The 17802-nt window shown below is 58.5% G+C and carries 16 protein-coding genes; 4 read left to right on the top strand and 12 right to left on the bottom strand.

Features of this window, described 5'->3' with window-relative positions; all coding sequences use genetic code 11:
* Positions 1-76 precede the first annotated feature (76 nt).
* Positions 77-1579, bottom strand: coding sequence for a serine/threonine protein kinase (locus FB009_RS22460; protein WP_011970431.1), 1503 nt, complete (start codon positions 1577-1579; stop codon positions 77-79).
* A 483-nt stretch (positions 1580-2062) separates the two neighbouring features.
* Positions 2063-2500, bottom strand: a complete 438-nt coding sequence (locus FB009_RS22455; protein ID WP_011970432.1) for a pyridoxamine 5'-phosphate oxidase family protein — start codon at positions 2498-2500, stop codon at positions 2063-2065.
* Positions 2501-3030: 530 nt separating this feature from the next.
* Here FB009_RS22455 and FB009_RS22450 point away from each other — a divergent pair.
* Entirely contained in the window at positions 3031-4116 is a 1086-nt protein-coding gene (locus tag FB009_RS22450) for an ABC transporter ATP-binding protein (protein ID WP_011970433.1), read from the top strand.
* 75 nt (positions 4117-4191) lie between these two features.
* On the opposite strand, the gene FB009_RS22445 is transcribed toward FB009_RS22450, so the two are convergent.
* From FB009_RS22445 to FB009_RS22415, 6 genes are all read right to left on the bottom strand, one after another.
* Positions 4192-5034 carry a carbohydrate ABC transporter permease gene (locus FB009_RS22445; RefSeq protein ID WP_011970434.1) on the bottom strand — a complete coding sequence of 281 codons (843 nt, stop codon included), beginning with the start codon at positions 5032-5034 and terminating at the stop codon, positions 4192-4194.
* On the bottom strand, positions 5031-5915 hold the full coding sequence (locus tag FB009_RS22440) for a carbohydrate ABC transporter permease (protein ID WP_033043310.1): 885 nt from the start codon (positions 5913-5915) through the stop codon (positions 5031-5033). The genes FB009_RS22445 and FB009_RS22440 overlap by 4 nt, the downstream gene beginning before the upstream one ends.
* 72 nt (positions 5916-5987) lie before the next feature.
* Positions 5988-7262 (bottom strand): extracellular solute-binding protein, encoded by a 1275-nt coding sequence (locus FB009_RS22435; RefSeq protein ID WP_011970436.1) that lies wholly within the window; start codon positions 7260-7262, stop codon positions 5988-5990.
* Positions 7263-7309: 47 nt separating this feature from the next.
* On the bottom strand, positions 7310-8818 hold the full coding sequence (gene arfA, locus FB009_RS22430) for an arabinosylfuranosidase ArfA (protein ID WP_011970437.1): 1509 nt from the start codon (positions 8816-8818) through the stop codon (positions 7310-7312).
* Between the two features lie 101 nt (positions 8819-8919).
* Positions 8920-9843, bottom strand: coding sequence for an ArsR/SmtB family transcription factor (locus FB009_RS22425; RefSeq protein WP_011970438.1), 924 nt, complete (start codon positions 9841-9843; stop codon positions 8920-8922).
* Positions 9844-10162: 319 nt separating this feature from the next.
* Positions 10163-10390, bottom strand: a complete 228-nt coding sequence (locus tag FB009_RS22415) for a hypothetical protein (protein WP_101798855.1) — start codon at positions 10388-10390, stop codon at positions 10163-10165.
* 650 nt (positions 10391-11040) lie between these two features.
* Here FB009_RS22415 and FB009_RS33965 point away from each other — a divergent pair.
* Together FB009_RS33965 and FB009_RS33960 are read left to right on the top strand one after the other, a co-directional pair.
* Positions 11041-11535 carry an SLAC1 family transporter gene (locus FB009_RS33965; RefSeq protein WP_127658448.1) on the top strand — a complete coding sequence of 165 codons (495 nt, stop codon included), beginning with the start codon at positions 11041-11043 and terminating at the stop codon, positions 11533-11535.
* A complete protein-coding gene (locus FB009_RS33960; RefSeq protein WP_375714214.1) occupies positions 11418-11663 on the top strand; it encodes a TDT family transporter in 246 nt (81 codons plus the stop codon). Before FB009_RS33965 ends, FB009_RS33960 begins: the two co-directional genes overlap by 118 nt.
* A gap of 490 nt (positions 11664-12153) precedes the next feature.
* On the opposite strand, the gene FB009_RS22395 is transcribed toward FB009_RS33960, so the two are convergent.
* Positions 12154-13479, bottom strand: a complete 1326-nt coding sequence (locus FB009_RS22395; protein WP_011970441.1) for an NAD(P)/FAD-dependent oxidoreductase — start codon at positions 13477-13479, stop codon at positions 12154-12156.
* A gap of 235 nt (positions 13480-13714) precedes the next feature.
* Between FB009_RS22395 and FB009_RS22390 the strand changes: the two genes are divergently transcribed.
* A complete protein-coding gene (locus FB009_RS22390) occupies positions 13715-14191 on the top strand; it encodes an Lrp/AsnC family transcriptional regulator (RefSeq protein WP_011970442.1) in 477 nt (158 codons plus the stop codon).
* Positions 14192-14299: 108 nt separating this feature from the next.
* Here the strand turns inward: FB009_RS22390 and FB009_RS22385 are convergent, their stop codons facing one another.
* Genes FB009_RS22385 through FB009_RS22375 form a run of 3 tightly spaced genes read right to left on the bottom strand, consistent with a single transcriptional unit; the run spans position 14300 to position 17765 of the window.
* On the bottom strand, positions 14300-15955 hold the full coding sequence (locus FB009_RS22385; protein ID WP_011970443.1) for an ABC transporter ATP-binding protein: 1656 nt from the start codon (positions 15953-15955) through the stop codon (positions 14300-14302).
* Positions 15955-16818, bottom strand: coding sequence for an ABC transporter permease (locus FB009_RS22380; protein WP_011970444.1), 864 nt, complete (start codon positions 16816-16818; stop codon positions 15955-15957). Before FB009_RS22380 ends, FB009_RS22385 begins: the two co-directional genes overlap by 1 nt.
* Positions 16815-17765 (bottom strand): ABC transporter permease, encoded by a 951-nt coding sequence (locus tag FB009_RS22375; RefSeq protein WP_011970445.1) that lies wholly within the window; start codon positions 17763-17765, stop codon positions 16815-16817. The genes FB009_RS22380 and FB009_RS22375 overlap by 4 nt, the downstream gene beginning before the upstream one ends.
* Positions 17766-17802: the final 37 nt, after the last annotated feature.

Raw genomic sequence — 17802 nt, 5'->3', positions numbered from 1 at the left:
AGCATCGCGGCCAGCAGGCGTCAGTACGAGGGCGGTGGGACCAGCAGGCGTCAGTACGAGGGCGGTGGGATCTGCTTCAGGAATTTCTTCCGCCCTCCGTGGACATCAACGGTTTGCTTCCACCGGCGAATTGCGGTACTCCTCTAAGGACACCCTGGAATTCCGAAAGGGGTTCTCCCAAAGTCAACCCCTTCTTCGAAATTCTGTATTCGCGGATCGTTTCCTCGTGCATTCCGGTGCGCTTCTTGATCACTGAAACTGCACGCCGAACCTTGCCCAAAGCCTCGAAGTACCGAAGTAGAATTACATTATCTGCCAAATATGTAATGTCGACAGGCGACTTCATGTCTCCAACCAATCCGTGCTGTGCGACAGTCAGATAGGTGTTGGCTCCTTGGCGGTTGAGGTACTGTAGGAGCTCGTGCATGTGAAGTATTAGCGACTGCTCGTCAGGCATCGCTGCCTGGTAGCCATTTATGCTGTCGACCAGGACCGTTTTGGCTCCGGCGCTGTCGACTCTTTCGCGTACGCGGTGCGCAAATTCCCCAGGAGAGAGTTCGGCTGCGTCGACCTGTTCAATATGCAGGTTGCCTGAAGCCCGCATGGCTTCCAGATCAATTCCCATGGTCTTCATCCGTGTAAAGAGAAGTCCCAATTCTTCGTCAAAAATGAATGCCGCTGCCTTTTCGCCACGGCCAATGGCCGCTGCTAGGAACTGCAACGCGAATGTACTCTTTCCTGTTCCGGCCGGGCCGAGAACAAGAGTGCTTGATCCACGCTCCACGCCACCGCCGAGCAACTCATCGACTTCTGCGATACCGCTCGATACCAGTTTACGCTCAAAAGCTGTCCGGTGTTCCGCGGCAACGAGACGCGGAAAAACCTGCACGCCACCGGTTCTTATCGTGAAATCATGAAATCCGCCGCGGAATGCCTGTCCGCGGTATTTGAGTACCCGCAGGCGTCGACGCTCGGCGCCATAAGTGGGGGCGAGTTCCTCTAAATGAATGACGCCGTGAACCACGCTGTGGACTGTCTTGTCGTTTTGTTCGGTGCTCATGTCGTCCAGCAGCAGGACTGTCGCCGACCGCTTCGCGAAGTAGTGTTTGAGAGCGAGAATTTGCCTTCGATAGCGGAGCGAGCCTTGGGCGAGCAATCTGATTTCAGAAAGGCTGTCCAGCACGATCCGCGACGGCCTCACTCGTTCCACTGCCTCGAAAATCAGCTTTGTAGTTTCGCCGAGTTCCAGGTCCGAAGAATAGAGCAGACTCTGCTGCTGTCTCGGGTCAAGCAGGCTTTCCGGGGGTACAAGCTCGAAGACCTCGACATGTTCTTCTAATGTCATCCCATGGGAGGCAGCGCCGTCACGCAGTTCCTGCTCGGTCTCTGACAGTGTTATATAAAGGCACTTCTCTCCCTGGGCAGCGCCTTCTATCATATATTGGAGCGCAATCGTTGTTTTCCCTGACCCAGGAGTGCCTTCAAGAAGGAAGACGTGACCGCGCGAAAGGCCGCCAACTAGGATGTCGTCCAACCCACCCACTCCCAAGCGAGCTTTTGTTGACCCCCCTGTATTCATCATACTCTCCTGTCGGGCTGATTTGACGGCGCTGCTTACAATATAGAGTTTGGATACCTAGCAGAAAAAAATGGCTCGCTTCAAATGATTACATCCGTATCAAACGATCCTGCCGGCGCGCGGGGTTGCAGACGATTTCGACGCCGTTTGCGCGGAAAGAACTGACGACATCGTCATGTTCGATGATCCCGAGACGCTTTGGACATGGTCAATATTGAAGCTCATGTGTTCAGTATTTCGCCCTCGAGGGATCGATAGAGTCTCCGTTGCAGGACCTTCATGTGATCTATGGCTCCGATGTCTGCTTGGCACGCGCCCTGCTTTGCTGGGAAGGTGCCCCTGAGGCGACTGCGCGATTGGCGGTTTGTCAAACCGGATTGCGCATGGTGGGTCGCACATGAGCACAATTCCGAACCTGCGAAACTGCACGGTGACAAGCGCGACCCGACGAACGTTACGCCCTGGCGGATCCCTGCTGTTTCCTCAGGAGACCGTAACCACTTCGTTGTCCTCGCCGTCCCAATACTCAAGGCGGCCAGCATGGACTTTGATCAAGACGAGCCCGGGCGTCTTAGTACCCTGAGGAAACCACCGTTCGAGTTCTGCGACCCAATGCTCTTCGAACATTGCCTTGTCTCTGATGATCGATGCGCGGCCGTCTATGGCCACGAAGATACCAGGCTTGCCGAGCAGGCTTGGAGGTGCCGAGAGCGACAAACTTACTCTAGGGTCAGAGCCTATGGCCGCTACCTTCCGCGTGTCCTCGAAGGAGAAGAACCATGAGTCGCCATCGTATTCGACATCCCCGTTGTTGCTCATGGGGCGGGTCGAGATTCCATCGCCGGCTTCGCGCGTCGACAGCATGCAGAAGTCGATCTTGCGAATCTTTTCGGAAAGCTCTTCGAGTGACATTGCGGCCATGGGTTTTTCCTCGGTTTGTTGAAGCACAACGAGGTTTGCGGCGAGAGGTTCCGATGCGGTCAGATGGTTTAAGTGTTCAGGCGTCCAACGCCGCGGCAACCCCCGCTCCGAACGTTTTGTCAGCTGGAGTAGCATGCGCTGCCCGCCGATCTGAGTTCAGAAGGCCCGTATGATGTTCGTTTGATGGCGCATTGATGCCGTTGAAGCTTGTCATGGTCGACGTCTGTTTTCGGGAAAACGCCGCCGCACACCTCCCGGCAGAGATGGGGCGCAAAGCTGCCGTTAAGCGTGGACGTCGCCTAGGGGTGGACGGAATTGTGTTCCGACAAGCCTGGCGCGGAACCTGGAAACGCGAGTTGCTCCAGCCTGGCCGCGACGTTCACACTCGCCGTACCGGTACTCGCCGTCAACGATTACTTCGCCGATATTGTTTGGTCCACATTCGTGCTCGCTGCCCGGTGTTTGTTGGAGGCGATATCTTGACTTCCGATACATACCGAAAAGAATGATGGAAACATTGGGAGGATTACATGGCGGAAATTCGTCTGGAGAACGTTTCCAAGAGCTTCGGCTCGGTATCGGTGATCAGCAACATATCCCTGACGGTGAACGCCGGCGAACTGATGGTGTTTCTGGGACCATCGGGGTCGGGAAAATCGACGCTTCTTCGGATGATCGCCGGTCTGGAGACAATCGACTCCGGCTCTCTGACGATCGGCGGCATGCGCAGCGAAGCGCTGCCGCCCGGCCATCGCAACGTAGCGATGGTTTTCCAGAACTACGCGCTTTATCCGCACATGTCGGTGCGGGACAACATGGCGTTTGGGCTCGAGAACATCGGGCTTCCGGGGGCGGAGATCGAGACGCGGGTCTTGAAGGCGGCGCGGATGCTCGAAATGGAAAACCTGCTTTCTCGCAAACCCGCGCAGCTATCTGGTGGTCAAAGGCAGCGCGTGGCTATCGGGCGTGCGATCGTGAAGGAGCCAAAGGCGTTTCTTTTCGACGAACCTCTGTCGAACCTCGATGCCGCGCTGCGCGTGAGGACGCGCGTCGAGTTGGCGCAACTTCACCAGCGGATGAAGTCTACGATGATCTATGTCACGCACGACCAGACGGAGGCGATGACGCTGGCAGATCGGATCGTGGTGCTCAACCAATGCAAGATTGAGCAGATCGGGACACCAATGGAGGTTTACCTCAAACCCGCGTCCCGCTTCGTCGCAGGTTTCATCGGAAGCCCAGGAATGAATTTCGTTCCGGTCGATGTCATCCGTCCAGGGCGGACACCCATCCGATTCGGAAACGGATTCGAACTCGAGATTGAGGCCCCTGTGCCCGCGCCAGGCAGATTCGATCTTGGCATACGGCCAGAGTCGGTCCGGATCATGACTGGCGAAAACGATCCCTCTCGGCCCTCGATCGAGGCACAGGTTGGCGTCGTCGAGCAACTCGGCGAGCGGACGCTGGCATATTGCACGCTTGAGGACGGTTCACAGCTTATCGCTCAGGATGCGGGGCGTTCCGAAGTTCGTCCGGGAGATCGTGTGCGCGTGGGACTCGACCCTCTGGCCGTTCACCTCTTTGATGCGGCCGGGAAATCCTATCAAGCGATCTGATACGCGTCCCAATAGCAGCGGACCTCCAATCATCTAATCGGAGGTCCGTGCAACGGCCAGCGGGAGAATAACGATCTAGCCTTTAATACCCGCTGACAGTGTGATCGCTTCAGTGACGCGCCGCTGAAAGATTAGGTAAGCCATGGCCACCGGCAGGCCGGCGAGAACCGCCGCAGTAAGCTGCCTTGCATAATAGACCCCGAAGGCATCGTTCACCTGCGTGATCCCCACAGTAATCGTCATCATGTCGGTCTTGGTCACCGCAAGAAATGGCCACAAGAACGCGTTCCAGGACCAGATGAAGCAGACGATCGAGAGCGCCGTTGTCACACCCCAGTTCATTGGAATATAGACCTTGGTTAAAATCCGCCATTCAGACGCATTGTCCATAACCGCGGCCTCGCGAAAATCCTTCGGCACGCCGTCAAAGAATTGCTTGTAGACGATGATGATGACGGGATGAATGAGCTGCGGGAGCACGATCCCACTCCAGGTATTGATCAGGCCAAGATCGGCCACCAATTCGAAGTGGTTGACGATCAGGGTCTGCATGGGGATCATGAAGCTCGCCAAGATTAGCCACCACAAGACATTCCGAAGCGGAAAGTTCAGCTGCGAGATGGCGTAGCCGCAAAACAGTGACGAACTGACAGTCAGCACCGTGACGGCTGTCGCCGTGACGATGGAATTGACATACCACCGCCCGATCTCTGTCTGCGTCAGGGCGAATACATAGTGCGATACGGTGAAAGTTTCGGGCCAGAGCTCGATATAGGGCCTGACGACTTCGTGCTCAGGCTTCAGTGACGAAACCACAGCCCAGTAAAGGGGAAACGCCCAGATGATGGCGCAGAAGACGGTTATGACAGTGATAATGAGGCCGATGGCGTTAAGTCGGCGCGCTGTTGTCGCGGTCATCGGTCCCGCCCTCCCGAAAGGCGTGTAAGCTGAAAATTCAAAACCGACACGACGATGACGATTACAAAGAGAACCACCGCGACGGCTGCTGCCCTGCCTCCCTGATCCGACTGGAACGCTCGCTGAAAGACATAATAGACCAGGACCATATTGTCGTTCGGTCGTCCGCCGACTGAGAACAGGTAGACTTGGTCAAAAATCTTGAGCTGTGAAATCAACTGGATGGTCAATACGAGCGCTGTGATTGGCCACATCAAAGGCCAAGTGATCCGGCGGAAGGTCGACCATCTGCCGGCGTTGTCCAAGGCCGCAGCCTCGTAGATTTCCGTCGGGATGGTTCGCAACCCGGCGAGGAACAACAATATGGAAAATCCGGCGGTCCACCAGATTGTGATCATACCCACGGCGGGCATGAACCAGGCGGTCGACTTGAAAACGGGGATGCGCGCGATGCCGAGCATGTCGAAAAGGTACATCGCGATGCCGAACTGGAAGTTCAGCGTCCAATCCCAGAGGAGATATACGACCGAAACCGGAAGAATATATGGCAAGAAGAATAGAGCGAGCACGGCCGCCTGAAGCCGTCCGGCAAGACGATTGACGCCGAGCGCTATTGCGAATGCCAAAAGCGTTCCAGGGACGACGGTGATGAGTACGAAGTAGGCCGTGTTCCACACCGCGGTGCCGAACCGTCGGTCAGAAGGAAGGCGTGCGTAGTTGTCGAACCCGACGAAGTTTCCATCGCCAATCAGGGGCGCATCTGTGAAGCTTGTCATGAAAAGCTTGATCGTCGGATAGACGAACACAAGTCCGTAAATGGCGACGAAAGGCGCGACGAGCGCCAAGCCGAAGAGACCTTCGTTGCGCCGGTTTCTGAGCATCATCCTCCCGCTCCACTTCTTTTCAGACGAGGATGGCCCAGGCGAACGATCGACTGCCTGGGCCTCGGGTCGTCAAAGCTCGGCCAAACCGGCCTTGATCTCCTCGACCGCTTTCGCGGGCTCCATTTCACCATTGAGCGTCGGCACGAAGAAATTCGACATCACGTCAAAAATTGGCCCAGCGATGCCCGCCAGCGGAGTCTTGGGATCGAAGATGATGTTCGCGGTGAGCGAAGAATATGTGTGGTTCGGCTCCATCGCCTTGTACTCGGCCGAGTTCGTGACCGGACCATATGCGGGGATATGCCCCGCGGTCGCCCAGAACAACGAATTCTTTGACATCCAGCTCATGACCTCGAGGACCGCGGCGCGCTTCTCGGGACTCATCTCCTCGCCCTTGTTGGCAGGGAGTGCGAAGGTGTGACTGTCGGCGTAGGTGGAGGGATGATCGAAGATTACAGGGAGTTCGACGGCTCCCCATTCGAAGAGCTTGCCGTTGTTCTTGAGGTCCGTCATAGTGGGGACTTCCCAAACCCCGTTGATCATCATCGCAGCTTCACCCGATGTGAAGAGCGCCACGGTCGCAGGGTAGTCCGTATAGGTGGATTGAAGCCCTTCCTTCGTCCATTCGGACAGAACGGCAAGAGAGTTTTCGAGCTTCTTTGCGCTGTCGCCAGCAAGAAACTCACCGTCCGTCATGAGCTCACCATCCTGCTGGCCCATGAAGGAATAGACGGTGCGGAACATGAAGTTGCCGTCCGCAGTCACCGAGCCAAGCGGGAACTTGACCCCAGCGGCCTTCAAGGCCTTCAGCGTCGCGGTGAAGTTCTCACGCGAGTCCATGCCCTTCGGCTTGCCGTCGTCGCCGAGCACTCCGGCTTTCTTGAGCAGGTCCTTGTTATAATAAAGGACGATTGGGTGTGTATCGAGCGGCACCGCATACTGTTTGCCGTCGATGCTCACAGCCTCCCAAGTCGCGGGGGCGTAGTCAGATCGTCCGAGGCCCATCGTCTTCCAGTCGTCGGCGGTGATTTCCTGCAGAATGCCCTGCTTCACCGCTAGCGGGATGCGGCTGGCGTGATACGTCATGATATCAGGGGCTTCGCCAACCGCCGCAGAGGTTTGGACCTTGGAATAAAATGGCGTTCCCCATTCCAGCGTGGTCGCATCGATCTTAATCTTGCCCTTGTGGGCCTCGTTGAAATCGGCGACCAATTGTTTCATGCGAACGCCGTCACCGCCGCCGAAGAAGTCCCACCATGTGACGGTCTCCTCGGCGTGGGCGACGGAGGTCATGAGACCTCCCGCCAAAAGCACTGCCTTCGTAAGTTTAAACCAATTCGGCATGTCACTTTCCTCCCAGACAAGCAGCGTGTCGTCGCTACCGATTGATCTTAAAGTCGAATTCTGATCATCGAATACGAGTATGGCGGAACGGAAACACTGACGCTGTTTCCGTCCATGACCGCATCGGACGTCTTGCGCGGTGAGACGTTGTCCGGATTGTCCTTGGTATTCCGGGCCTCGAGATCGTCGTGCTTGATCAGGGTGTGCTCGACGCCCCTGATGGTTCCGAAACGCTCCACGGCGAGCTTGATGCTTGCCGCTTCGGACGAGTGGCGATTGACCGCAAAGAAGGTGAGAGTGCCCGCGTCGGCGTCATGAACGCCGGCGATATCGAGATAGGACACAGCTTCGGAAACGTTGGAGACATAAGTCGCACAGTCGACGTCGAGTTGCAGCGCGGTGCCTCGACCGTAGCGAGATGCCAGATGGAGGGGATGGTAGATCGTCTGACGCCAGGAACTACCGCCTGGCTCGGTCATGATCGGCGCGATCACGTTGACCAGCTGCGCTATACAGGCGACTCGCACGACGTCCGAGCGGCGGATGAAGGTGTTGATGATGCACCCGACCTGGAGCACATCCTCGAAGTTATATATGTCTTCGAGGAGAACCGGCGCATGAGGCCAATTCCATTCTCGCATCCGCTTGGCGTCGTTCTTGCGCTCGTGATACCAGACGTTCCATTCGTCGAAGGAAATCTTGACGTCTCGATTGGACCGTTTGCTGCCCTTCACAAAATCGATAACACCACTGACCGTGCCGATGTAGCGATCGAGCTTTTCCGGAAGAGCGAGAAATTCTGAAGTTCTCTTCTCGTAGTTCTCGAAATACATGTGGAGGGAGATGTAGTCGACCTGGTCGTATGTCGCGTCGAGGACCGTTGCCTCCCACCGAGGATAGGTCGCCATATCGGAGTGGGATGATCCGCAAACGACAAGTTCAAGCTTGTCGTCGAAGGCGCGGATGGCCTTTGCGGTCTCGTTTGCAAGGTGGCCGTACTCGGCGGCGCTTTTATGACCCACTTGCCACGGCCCGTCCATTTCGTTGCCAAGGCACCACAGCTTGACATTCCAAGGCTCCGCGCGCCCGTTCTGGCGTCGCAGGTCCGACCACTGACTGCCGCCGGGATGGTTCACGTACTCGACGAAGTTCCGTGCGGCGTCCAGGCCGCGCGAGCCCAGATTGACCGCCAGCATCATTTCGGTGCCAGCAGCCTCAGCCCATTCGGCGAACTCATGGATACCGACCTGGTTAGATTCCGAGGTGCGCCATGCGAGATCAAGGCGCGTTGGACGGCCCTCTTTCGGCCCAATGCCGTCTTCCCAATTGTAGGCCGACACGAAATTGCCACCTGGATAGCGGCAAATCGGCGTATCGAGTTCCCGCACGAGATCGATCACGTCCTTGCGCATCCCGTTGGGGAGCGCCGTCGGATGGCCAGGTTCGTAAATGCCTGTATAGACAGCCCTACCCAAGTGCTCCAGGAACGATCCGTATAGCCGCTTATCTATGTCCGCGATTGTATAGCGCGAATGCGCGGTAACCCGAGCCTCCAAAACTCTCTCCCTCGAATTCAATATCCAAGTTTTCGGTTCGTATCCGATTTGTTGGTATATGAAGCCGTTTCGGAGGTCACGTCAAGCGAAAGTATGACTTTTCAAAGTTGAATGCGGAGCACGATATCCTGGTCGTAATTGCCGAAGCCGTTGCCGAAAATGTTGATTCCGCCGGGATGCTCGGCCCCGTCCTTGACGCCAACCCGCAACCGGATTGAACGATGCTTGTCCAGACCGAGATCATCGAGGTTGATGTTTGATATCTTCACTCCATCGACGAAACTTCCCTGCCCGTTGATGCGCCAGTTCTTGAGCATGCCATACTGTGAACCCGCGAGCTTCCACCAGTCCGGCGTGAAAGCACCTCTTTTATCTCCATAATCGCCAGGCGACGTCCACGTGCCGATTTCGATTCCGTTGACCTGCAGAAATATGTCGGATGGCCAGTTTGCGGACGTCCCCGGCACTTCAGAACTCAGCTCCATCGAGAACTCGATCGCCTTAGGTCTAGCCTTCTTGAGCAGGGTGTTGTTGGGGAACTGATATTCTACGAACCCCGTGTTAAACCACAGAAGCCCCGCTTTCATACGGTCCGGATCGAGGAAGGTGTCGGGTACGTCGAGAAGGCCGATGACGCCATCCTTGGAGCACATCCCACACGGGCCCGTGACTTCAAACTGGGTATATAGACCAAGCGGCATGGAAACTTCTATCGCGTCCGCTAATCGATCAACCACTGGCTCTGAAAACGAAATGAGTATTTCCTGGAAAGCCGAATAACAGACTTTCTGGCTGCCCTTTTTGGCCCGCTGTCCCTCAGTATAGATTAGTCCGCAATCCTCGAGCACCTTCAGGTTGATCGACGCCGTCGACTGGGGAAGCTTTAGTTCCTCCGCGATCTCGTTCACGTTTTTCGGACCGCTCGATCGAAGCAACTTCAACATCATTACGCGAACGTCGCTTGCGAGACCTTTGATGAGGTCTTGCCGCTCGATCGGATCAATCACGAGTACTTTACCAGTCATATCGTCCACACGCTTTCTTACGCTACATATCAGGTTCTGCGATATGAAAGCAACTACTGCCTTGAGTGCGGATGTGTGACACTAAGGAGCCTACAGCACGGTCTTTTCTGATCGCGGTTGCGTCATCGAACCAGCGGCAAGCGCAGAGATTCCGGAGGCCAGCAGCAGGGCTGAGCCTCCGAGCAAGACGTCTCGACGCGAGACGTTCAAAGGGTGGTCGTCGGTCATGATGGTCCTCATGATGGCTGGTATGGCGCTGCTCGTTTCTTAGGATCAAAGGTCGGCGCTGTGGTTGTTGGCGTCTCGTCTAAACGCCCTTCTAGACAAAGCGCGTGAAGAAGGCGGGGCTGATGATCGCTTTGGCCCACTGATCGTCGAAGGCTTCACGCAGGTTCGCCGCTGCCGTTTCCTCGACGGAGCGCCCTGCTGATTTGAGCCTTGCGACATTGTCCCGAATGGTCGCCAGCATCTCATGATAGTGCTTCAGGTCGTCGAGAGTGCTAAGCGGCTTGCCATGGCCGGGAATGATCACGGTGTCGGCGCCCACCGAGGCAATGACCTTTGCTGAAGCTGCGATCGTTCCGTCTATGCTCCCGCCCGTCGAGTATCGATGAAGGGATATAGACCGTTCCAGAAGATGTCTCCGACATGGATGGCATTTGCTTCCTTGAAGTACACCGAGATGTCGCCGTCCGTGTGTACGGGTTGAGGGGCGGTGATGCCGATCTTTGTGCCTTCGAGGTCCAGAACCTTTCGCGCTTGCGGACAAGTTGGGCGAGATGGCGCCGCTGATCCGAAGCTTCCTCGACCACAAGGTCGCGAAGTTGAAGTCGATGGGCTTCCTGCACCAGTCGAAAGCGGGTTCAGGAAGCCTTCACGAGGGAAGGAGCCTTACAATTGTCATGCACTTCGTTAAGTGGCCCGACTCTACCAAGCGGGTTCTCACACGCATACCCGCAACGTTCTTCAGTATCGTCGTCGGTCTGGCCGGCTTCGCCTGTAGCTGGCGCGCTGCTTCCGATGTCTGGGGACTAACGCCCGTTCCGGTGAGATGCTCAACGCCCCCCCAGGGTCGATCTGGTTATTCCTCGCGATCACCTACGGCGCGAAATGGCTGACCGCACGCGAAGATCGCAAGCTGAGCTGAACCACCGATGCAGGGCCTCTTCGTTGGACTGGCAGGTGTCGCCATGATGCTTGTTGCTCTCGGCGCCTTACCATATTCTCCCGCCATGGCGACAGGCAGGCAGGCTTTGGCAGGGAGGACGCGATCCAAAACACTCTATCCCGGCTCTCTATATTCCCCTTGTCGCGGGCCCTTTCGTTACGGCGATAGCTTTGGGTTCATTTGGCTGCCACGAGCTGGCCAAGCTTGCGTTCGATGCAGGATTCTTCGCGTGGCTTGCGATTGATTCGGTTGTTCTGCACCGGTTTTTAAATGCTCCGGAGCTGTCTCACCAGTTGCGTCCCACATTCTGCGTTCAGCTTGCACCTTCAGCCGTTGGAAGTGTCGCCTGTCGACAGGCGCACCTCCCGACGCGCTCTTGCACGGCATGCTGGGCTACGCCCGCCTCATTCCATGGATTGCGAAGCATGGATTTTCCGTCTCGTATTGGTCGTTCACGTTCGGAGCCACGGCACTCGCGAGTGCAACGCCGCGAGCAGCTGGTAAGACTGAGGATCCGGCGATAACAAGCCTTGCGATCGGTCTATTCGTCCTCACCAACCTTACCATGCTGGCCATCCTCGCGGGAACAGCAGTGCTGACGGGCTCAGGCTCACTACTGCCGGCAACAGTTCCAAAGCCGGAGGACAAGTAGAACCGGAGAGCCGAGGTCCACCTTCCATTGCTCCCACTGGACACCGCAATCACGGTTCAAATGATTTTCGGTGTGATGCCACCGTCAGCGCGCAACGCCATCGGTGGCCGCGGACAGGGGACTTGCGACATATGCGACCAGACTTGCGATCTCCTGCGGCTCAATCATCCGCTGGATGAGAGATGTAGGGCAATCACGAGCGAAAAATTCAGCCTCGATGACGTCGGGGCTTGCGTCCGGATCGATACAATAATCTTGAGAAAGTCGATGATCCCTGGGACCGTGTGGAATGCATCGGCACGGCACACCCTGTACCGCAATCACGATAGCGGGAGAGCAGGGATAGTGGCCGCATTCGCCGTGAGCTGAAGCAGATTGTATGTATCGCATAGGAGCTTTGGCAGAGAGTTGCGGCAGGCGTCTTTCCGAGCTTAGGCGAAAATGTTGGAAGAGGCGCTTGCCCAGAGCGGTGCCCATGCAGGGACCTCATCTAAAAGTCAGCGACTTTACCCCAGGCGGATTTTCGGAAGCGGTCCGGATGGTAGGGGCGGGGATCCACGATTGGCTCGTTACCGGTCACGATGTCTGCGATCAAGTGGCCGGCGCCCGGACCGATACCGAAGCCGTGCCCGCTGAAGCCGGCGGCGAGGATGAAACCCGGTACGGCGGCGATTTCGCCGATGCCCGGGACCCCGTCCGGCGTGCTGTCGATATAGCCCGCCCATGCGGCGGCGATGCTGATGTTCTTCAGGGGAGGCAGGAGATCGACTGCGCGCGAATGGGTGAGGCGGATAGTGGCCTTATCGACCGCGGGATCAAGGATGCGCATGCGCTCCATCGGCGTAGGGGCGTCCAGTCGCCAGCGGGCCAAGGTCTCATGGCCTGAGTGGAAGCCCTCAAGCCCGCCTGGCGCCAGGCTGCGCCAGCGTTTGACGAACATCGGCAGAAATTGCGGCGAGAACCTGAGTTGCTGAGGCGTCGGGTCGACGCGGCCGCGGCCGCTGATGGCAACCGTATAGCCGCCGTCGGCGCGGCGCGTCACCGAAACAGCGGCCGTATGCAGCGCATCCGGAAGGCCGATGGAGCCCGGCGAGACGGCAAGGATCGACGAGCGGATAGCGGCCTGCGGGAAGCGGATACCCAGCTGGCGGCAGAAGGAGGAGGCCCAGGCGCCGCCGGCAAGGACGGCCGTTTTCGTGCGGATGGTGCCATGCTCGGTGACGACACCGGACAGGCGACCGCTTTCTGTCTCTATGCCGCGGGCGGCGCAGGACTGGTGCACTGTGCCGCCAAGCTTCAGGATCGCACGCGCGACCGCGGGTGCCGCGCTTGCCGGATCGGCGGTGCCGTCGGTCGGCGAAAAGACGCCGCCCTTCCATGGTTTGCCGGTTGCGCGGCCGCGCTCGCTCGCCTGGGCGCTGTTGAGCATATGGGTGGTGACGCCGACGTTCCGGGCGAAATCGCGCCAGCGTGCCCAGCCGGCCAGTTCCTCTTCGCTAGTGCTGAGGTAGAGCAGCCCGCAGCGGCGGAAACCGGTGTCCTCGCCGCTCTCGGCGGCGAAACGCTCCCAAAGATCGAGGCTCTTCGTTGCCATCGGCAATTCGCGGGCGTCCCGATTCTGCTGGCGGCACCAACCCCAGTTGCGACTCGACTGTTCCGCGCCGATCCGTCCCTTCTCAACGAGCGCGACCTTCATTCCGCGGCGGGCAAGATAATAGGCCGCAAACACGCCGACGATGCCGCCGCCGATTACCACGGCATCGGCGGTCTCGGGCAGCTTCGGCGATGTATCGACGAGTTTCAGCGGTGCGGGCATGGCGGGACCTCCGTTTCGCCCCGCAGTCTAGCGGCTTTGGCGCGGCGGCGTTGTCCGAGTACGCCCGGAGTGCAGTACAAGATGCCGTCTTGCAGGAGCAATGCCGCCCTTTCTGCTTCGGTTCATTGCTGCAAACGAAATCGACGCGCCTTTCACATGTGTTAAGGTCGTCGTCGGGAAGTCGCAGCACAATCTGCTGCGCCGTTGGCCCACTTCAGCAAGGGGAAGGCGCGCCATGAAACTCGACCGGATCGACATTAAGATTTTGTACGAACTGCAGAAGAATGGCCGCATCACCAATGTGGAACTCGCTGAGCTGGTCAACCTCTCGCCGAGCCCCTGCCTGATGCGGGTGAAAAAGCTGCAGTCGGAGGGCTATATCGACGGCTATTCCGCGCAGATTAACATCGGCAAGCTCGGGCAGACCCTGACGGTCTTCACCGAAATCACCTTGAAGAACCACCGGCAGATCGATTTCGCCCGCTTCCTTGCGGCAATCGACAAGGTCGACCAGGTGATCGAATGCCATCTGGTGTCCGGCGGCTATGATTATCTCTTGAAGTTCGTCACGGCCGGCATCGGCGAATACCAGACGATCATGGAGCGCCTCACTGACATGGACGTGGGCATCGACAAATATTTCAGCTTCGTCGTGCTGAAGTCGCCGATCGTCAAGGCGCACATGCCGCTGACCAGCCTGTTTCGCGTTTGATTCGGCCGAGATCTGCAATGCCCCGGGGGGGCCGCCCCTCTCCCGGCAGGGCAGAAAGGTGTGTCACACCTTTCCCGATTTGCGTCGGTGCGATCGGATCGGAACCCTCTACCTCCGGCAGTAGGCCCTGACCAATTCCGGATCCTGCTCGAGGCCATCGAGCCAGGCGGGATCGAGCTTTGGCACCGAGGAGAAGAGCAGCTGCGAATAGGGGTGGTGCGGCGCATTGATCCTGGCCGGAGTGATGTCCTCAACCTTTCTGCCGCCATACATCACGACAATCTCGTCGCAGATCGCTTCCACCACTGAGAGGTCGTGGCTGATGAAGATGTAAGATAGACCGAGCTCGCGCTGCAATTCCTTCAGCAGCTCGATGACCGCGGCGGCGACGACCGTGTCGAGTGCCGAAGTGATCTCATCGCAAAGGATCAGCTTTGGATCGGCGGCGAGCGCGCGCGCGAAGTTGACGCGCTGTTTTTGGCCGCCGGAAAGCTCGCCCGGCCGGCGATGACGCAGGTTGCGAGGCAGGCGCACCATGTCGAGCAGCTCGTCGATGCGGAGGCTGCGGGCCCTTGCATTCATCCCATGATAGAAGACGAGCGGTCGGTCGAGAATGTCCTCGACGGATTTCGCCGGGTTGAGGGCGGTGTCGGCATATTGAAAGACGATCTGCATTTCGCGCAGCTGGTCGCGCGTGCGCTCGCGGGCGCTGCGGCCGAGTTCCTTGCCATCGAAGACGATCTTGCCGACGGCGGCCGGCAATATGCCGGCAATGGCGCGGGCGAGCGTCGACTTGCCGCAACCCGACTCGCCGATGATGCCGAGGTTGCGACCCTTTTCCACCTTGAGGCTCACATCTTCAACGGCGCGCACGAGCGGCAAGCCATCGCTCTTGGACGCACCGTATCCCGCGACCAGATTTTCGATCTTTAGCAGGGGAGCCGGTGCGCTCTCGGCTGCGTCGGCAGCCTCCCGCGGCTTTGGTTCAAAGGCCGAGAGGAGTTCGCGCGTATAGGGGTGCTTGGCGTTCGAAAGGATTTCCTCGGTGGTGCCGGCCTCCTGTACCTCGCCGGCCTTCAACACGACAATATGGTCGGCGATCTGAGCGACGACCGCGAGGTCATGCGAGACGTAGACGCCGGCGATGCCGCCCTTCTTCATCACGGACTTGAAGGCGCGTAGCACCTCGATTTGGGTCGTTACGTCGAGCGCCGTTGTCGGCTCGTCGAAGATGACGAGCTTCGGGTCGCCGATGAGGGCCATGGCGGCCGATAAACGCTGCAGTTGTCCGCCGGAAACCTGGTGCGGATAGCGGCTGCCGATCGTCTCGGGCTCGGGTAGCGACAACGCCCGGAAAAGCTCGACGGCGCGTGCGCGCGCCTCGACGACCGGCATGAGTCCGTGGATGCGGGTGATTTCGATCACCTGGTCCATGATCGTCGCGGCCGGGTTGAAAGCGGCTGCAGCGGATTGCGGAACATAGGTGACCTCGGTGCCGCGCACCTTGGCTCGCTGCTTTTCCGTCAGCGTCACCAAGTCATTGCCGGCGACCGAGACGCTGCCGCCGGAGATGCGGCAGCCCGGGCGGGCATATCCCATCAGCGTCAGGGCGATCGTCGTCTTGCCCGAGCCGCTTTCGCCGATCAGAGCGACGATCTCGCCCTCGGCGACATCGAGGCTGACGCCCTTGATGATCTCGACCTTGCGGCCGGAATCGGTGGTGGCTTCGACCTTCAAGTCACGGATTTCTACAAGGTTCACCATTATTCGCTCCGATCGCGGATCTTCTGCGGCAGGTTGTCGATCAGGAGGTTCACGCTGATCGTGAGGCTTGCAATGGCGAAGGACGGAAAAATCACCGCCGGTGCGCCGAAGGGAAGGGCGCCGATGTTCTCGCGCACCAGTGCCCCCCAATCGGCATAGGGCGGCTGGACGCCGAGGCCAAGGAAGGAGAGGCCCGAGAGCAGCAGAACGATAAAGACGAAGCGGATGCCGAGGTCGGCAAGCACCGGGCCGATGATGTTCGGCAGGATCTCCGAGCGTATGAGATAAAGCGTGCTCTCGCCGCGGATGCGAGCCACGGTAATGAAATCCATCGCGTTGATGTTGACAGCGAGCGCGCGGGCGAAGCGGTAGGCGCCGGGGATGTATACCACCGATAACGTCAGGATCAGCACGGGTATGGAGGAGCCGACGGCGGCGACCACCACGAGACCGAAGAGCTTACTCGGGATTGAATTGAGGGCGTCGAGAAGGCGGCTGAGAATAGTGTCGAGCCACCCGCCGGCGACCGCTGCGATCATGCCGAGCACCACGCCGCTGAAGCAGGCGATGGTGACTGCCGCAAGCGAGATGCCGACCGTGTAGCGGGCTCCCATCAGGATGCGTGAAAGCATGTCGCGGCCGAGGTAGTCGGAACCAAGCCAGAAGTCGCGGCTCATCGGGCCGAAGTAATCGAGATCGACGATCTCCCCGACCGGATAGGGGATGATCAGCGGCGCGAAGATCGCGACGAGCGCCCAAAAAAGAATGATGGAAAGGCCGACCATCCCGACGATATTGAAGCGATAGCCGAGCCGGGTTCCCGAAATCCGGGCAGACTTGGTCTCAGAGTGGGTCATTGTCATCGTAGCCTCGGATTGGAAAGGATGGCGATGATGTCGGCTGTCGTGATCAGGAGCAGATAGCCCAGGCAGAAGACCATCGCGCAGCTCTGGATCAGCGGCAGATCGCGGGTCGACACGGCATCGACCATCAGCTTGGCAATACCGGGATAATTGAAGATCGTCTCGACGATAATGACCCCGCCGAGCAGATAGGAGAGCGAAAGCGCGACCGCATTGACGATCGGCCCCAGAGCATTTGGCAGGGCATGGCGAAACACCATGCGCGGCCGGGAGGCGCCCTTGAGCAGAGCCATCTCCACATAGGGCGTGTTCAGCGTCTCGATCACTGCCGCGCGCGTCATTCTGATCATCTGGGCCGAGATGACGAAGCTGAGCGTGATCACCGGCATGGCATAGATGCGCAGCAGATCGGTGAGCGACGTCACCTCATTGGCAAAGGAGAGCGCCGGAAGCCATTTCAGGTAAACGGCGAAGATCAGCACCGCGGAGGTCGCAATCATGAACTCCGGCACGGAGATGACGCCGATGGTAAGCACCGTCACAATCCGGTCGTAAGGCGAACCGCGCAGCATCGCCGACGTAATCCCGAGGGTGAGTGCGATCGGCACAGAGAAGAGGGCGGTAACACCGGCGAGCTGAAGTGTATTGACGAAGCGCCCGCCAATCAGATCTGCGACCGGCATCTCGTTGGCATAGGATATGCCGAGGTCGCCTTGCAGCAGACCGACGATCCAGCGCAGGAAACGGAAGATTGCCGGCTCGTCGAGGTGCATCGCCTTGCGCAGGCCTTCGACGGCCTCCGGCGTGGCGGCCTGACCGAGCAGGATCGACGCGGTGTCCCCCGGCAGGAGCGTCGTCGCGAAGAAGACGGCGAAGGAGACGATCACCAAGGTGATCACGGCGATGAGCAATCTGCTCAGCACAAGGGATAGGACCCGGTTGTTCACGGCGCTCCCTTTCGGCTTTGAAGACAGGTTTCGAACT

It is taken from the genome of Sinorhizobium medicae (assembly GCF_007827695.1).
GTDB lineage: Bacteria > Pseudomonadota > Alphaproteobacteria > Rhizobiales > Rhizobiaceae > Sinorhizobium > Sinorhizobium medicae.
Note: the sequence above shows the minus strand (reverse complement) of the source record. Positions and strands in the feature narration are given on the sequence as shown.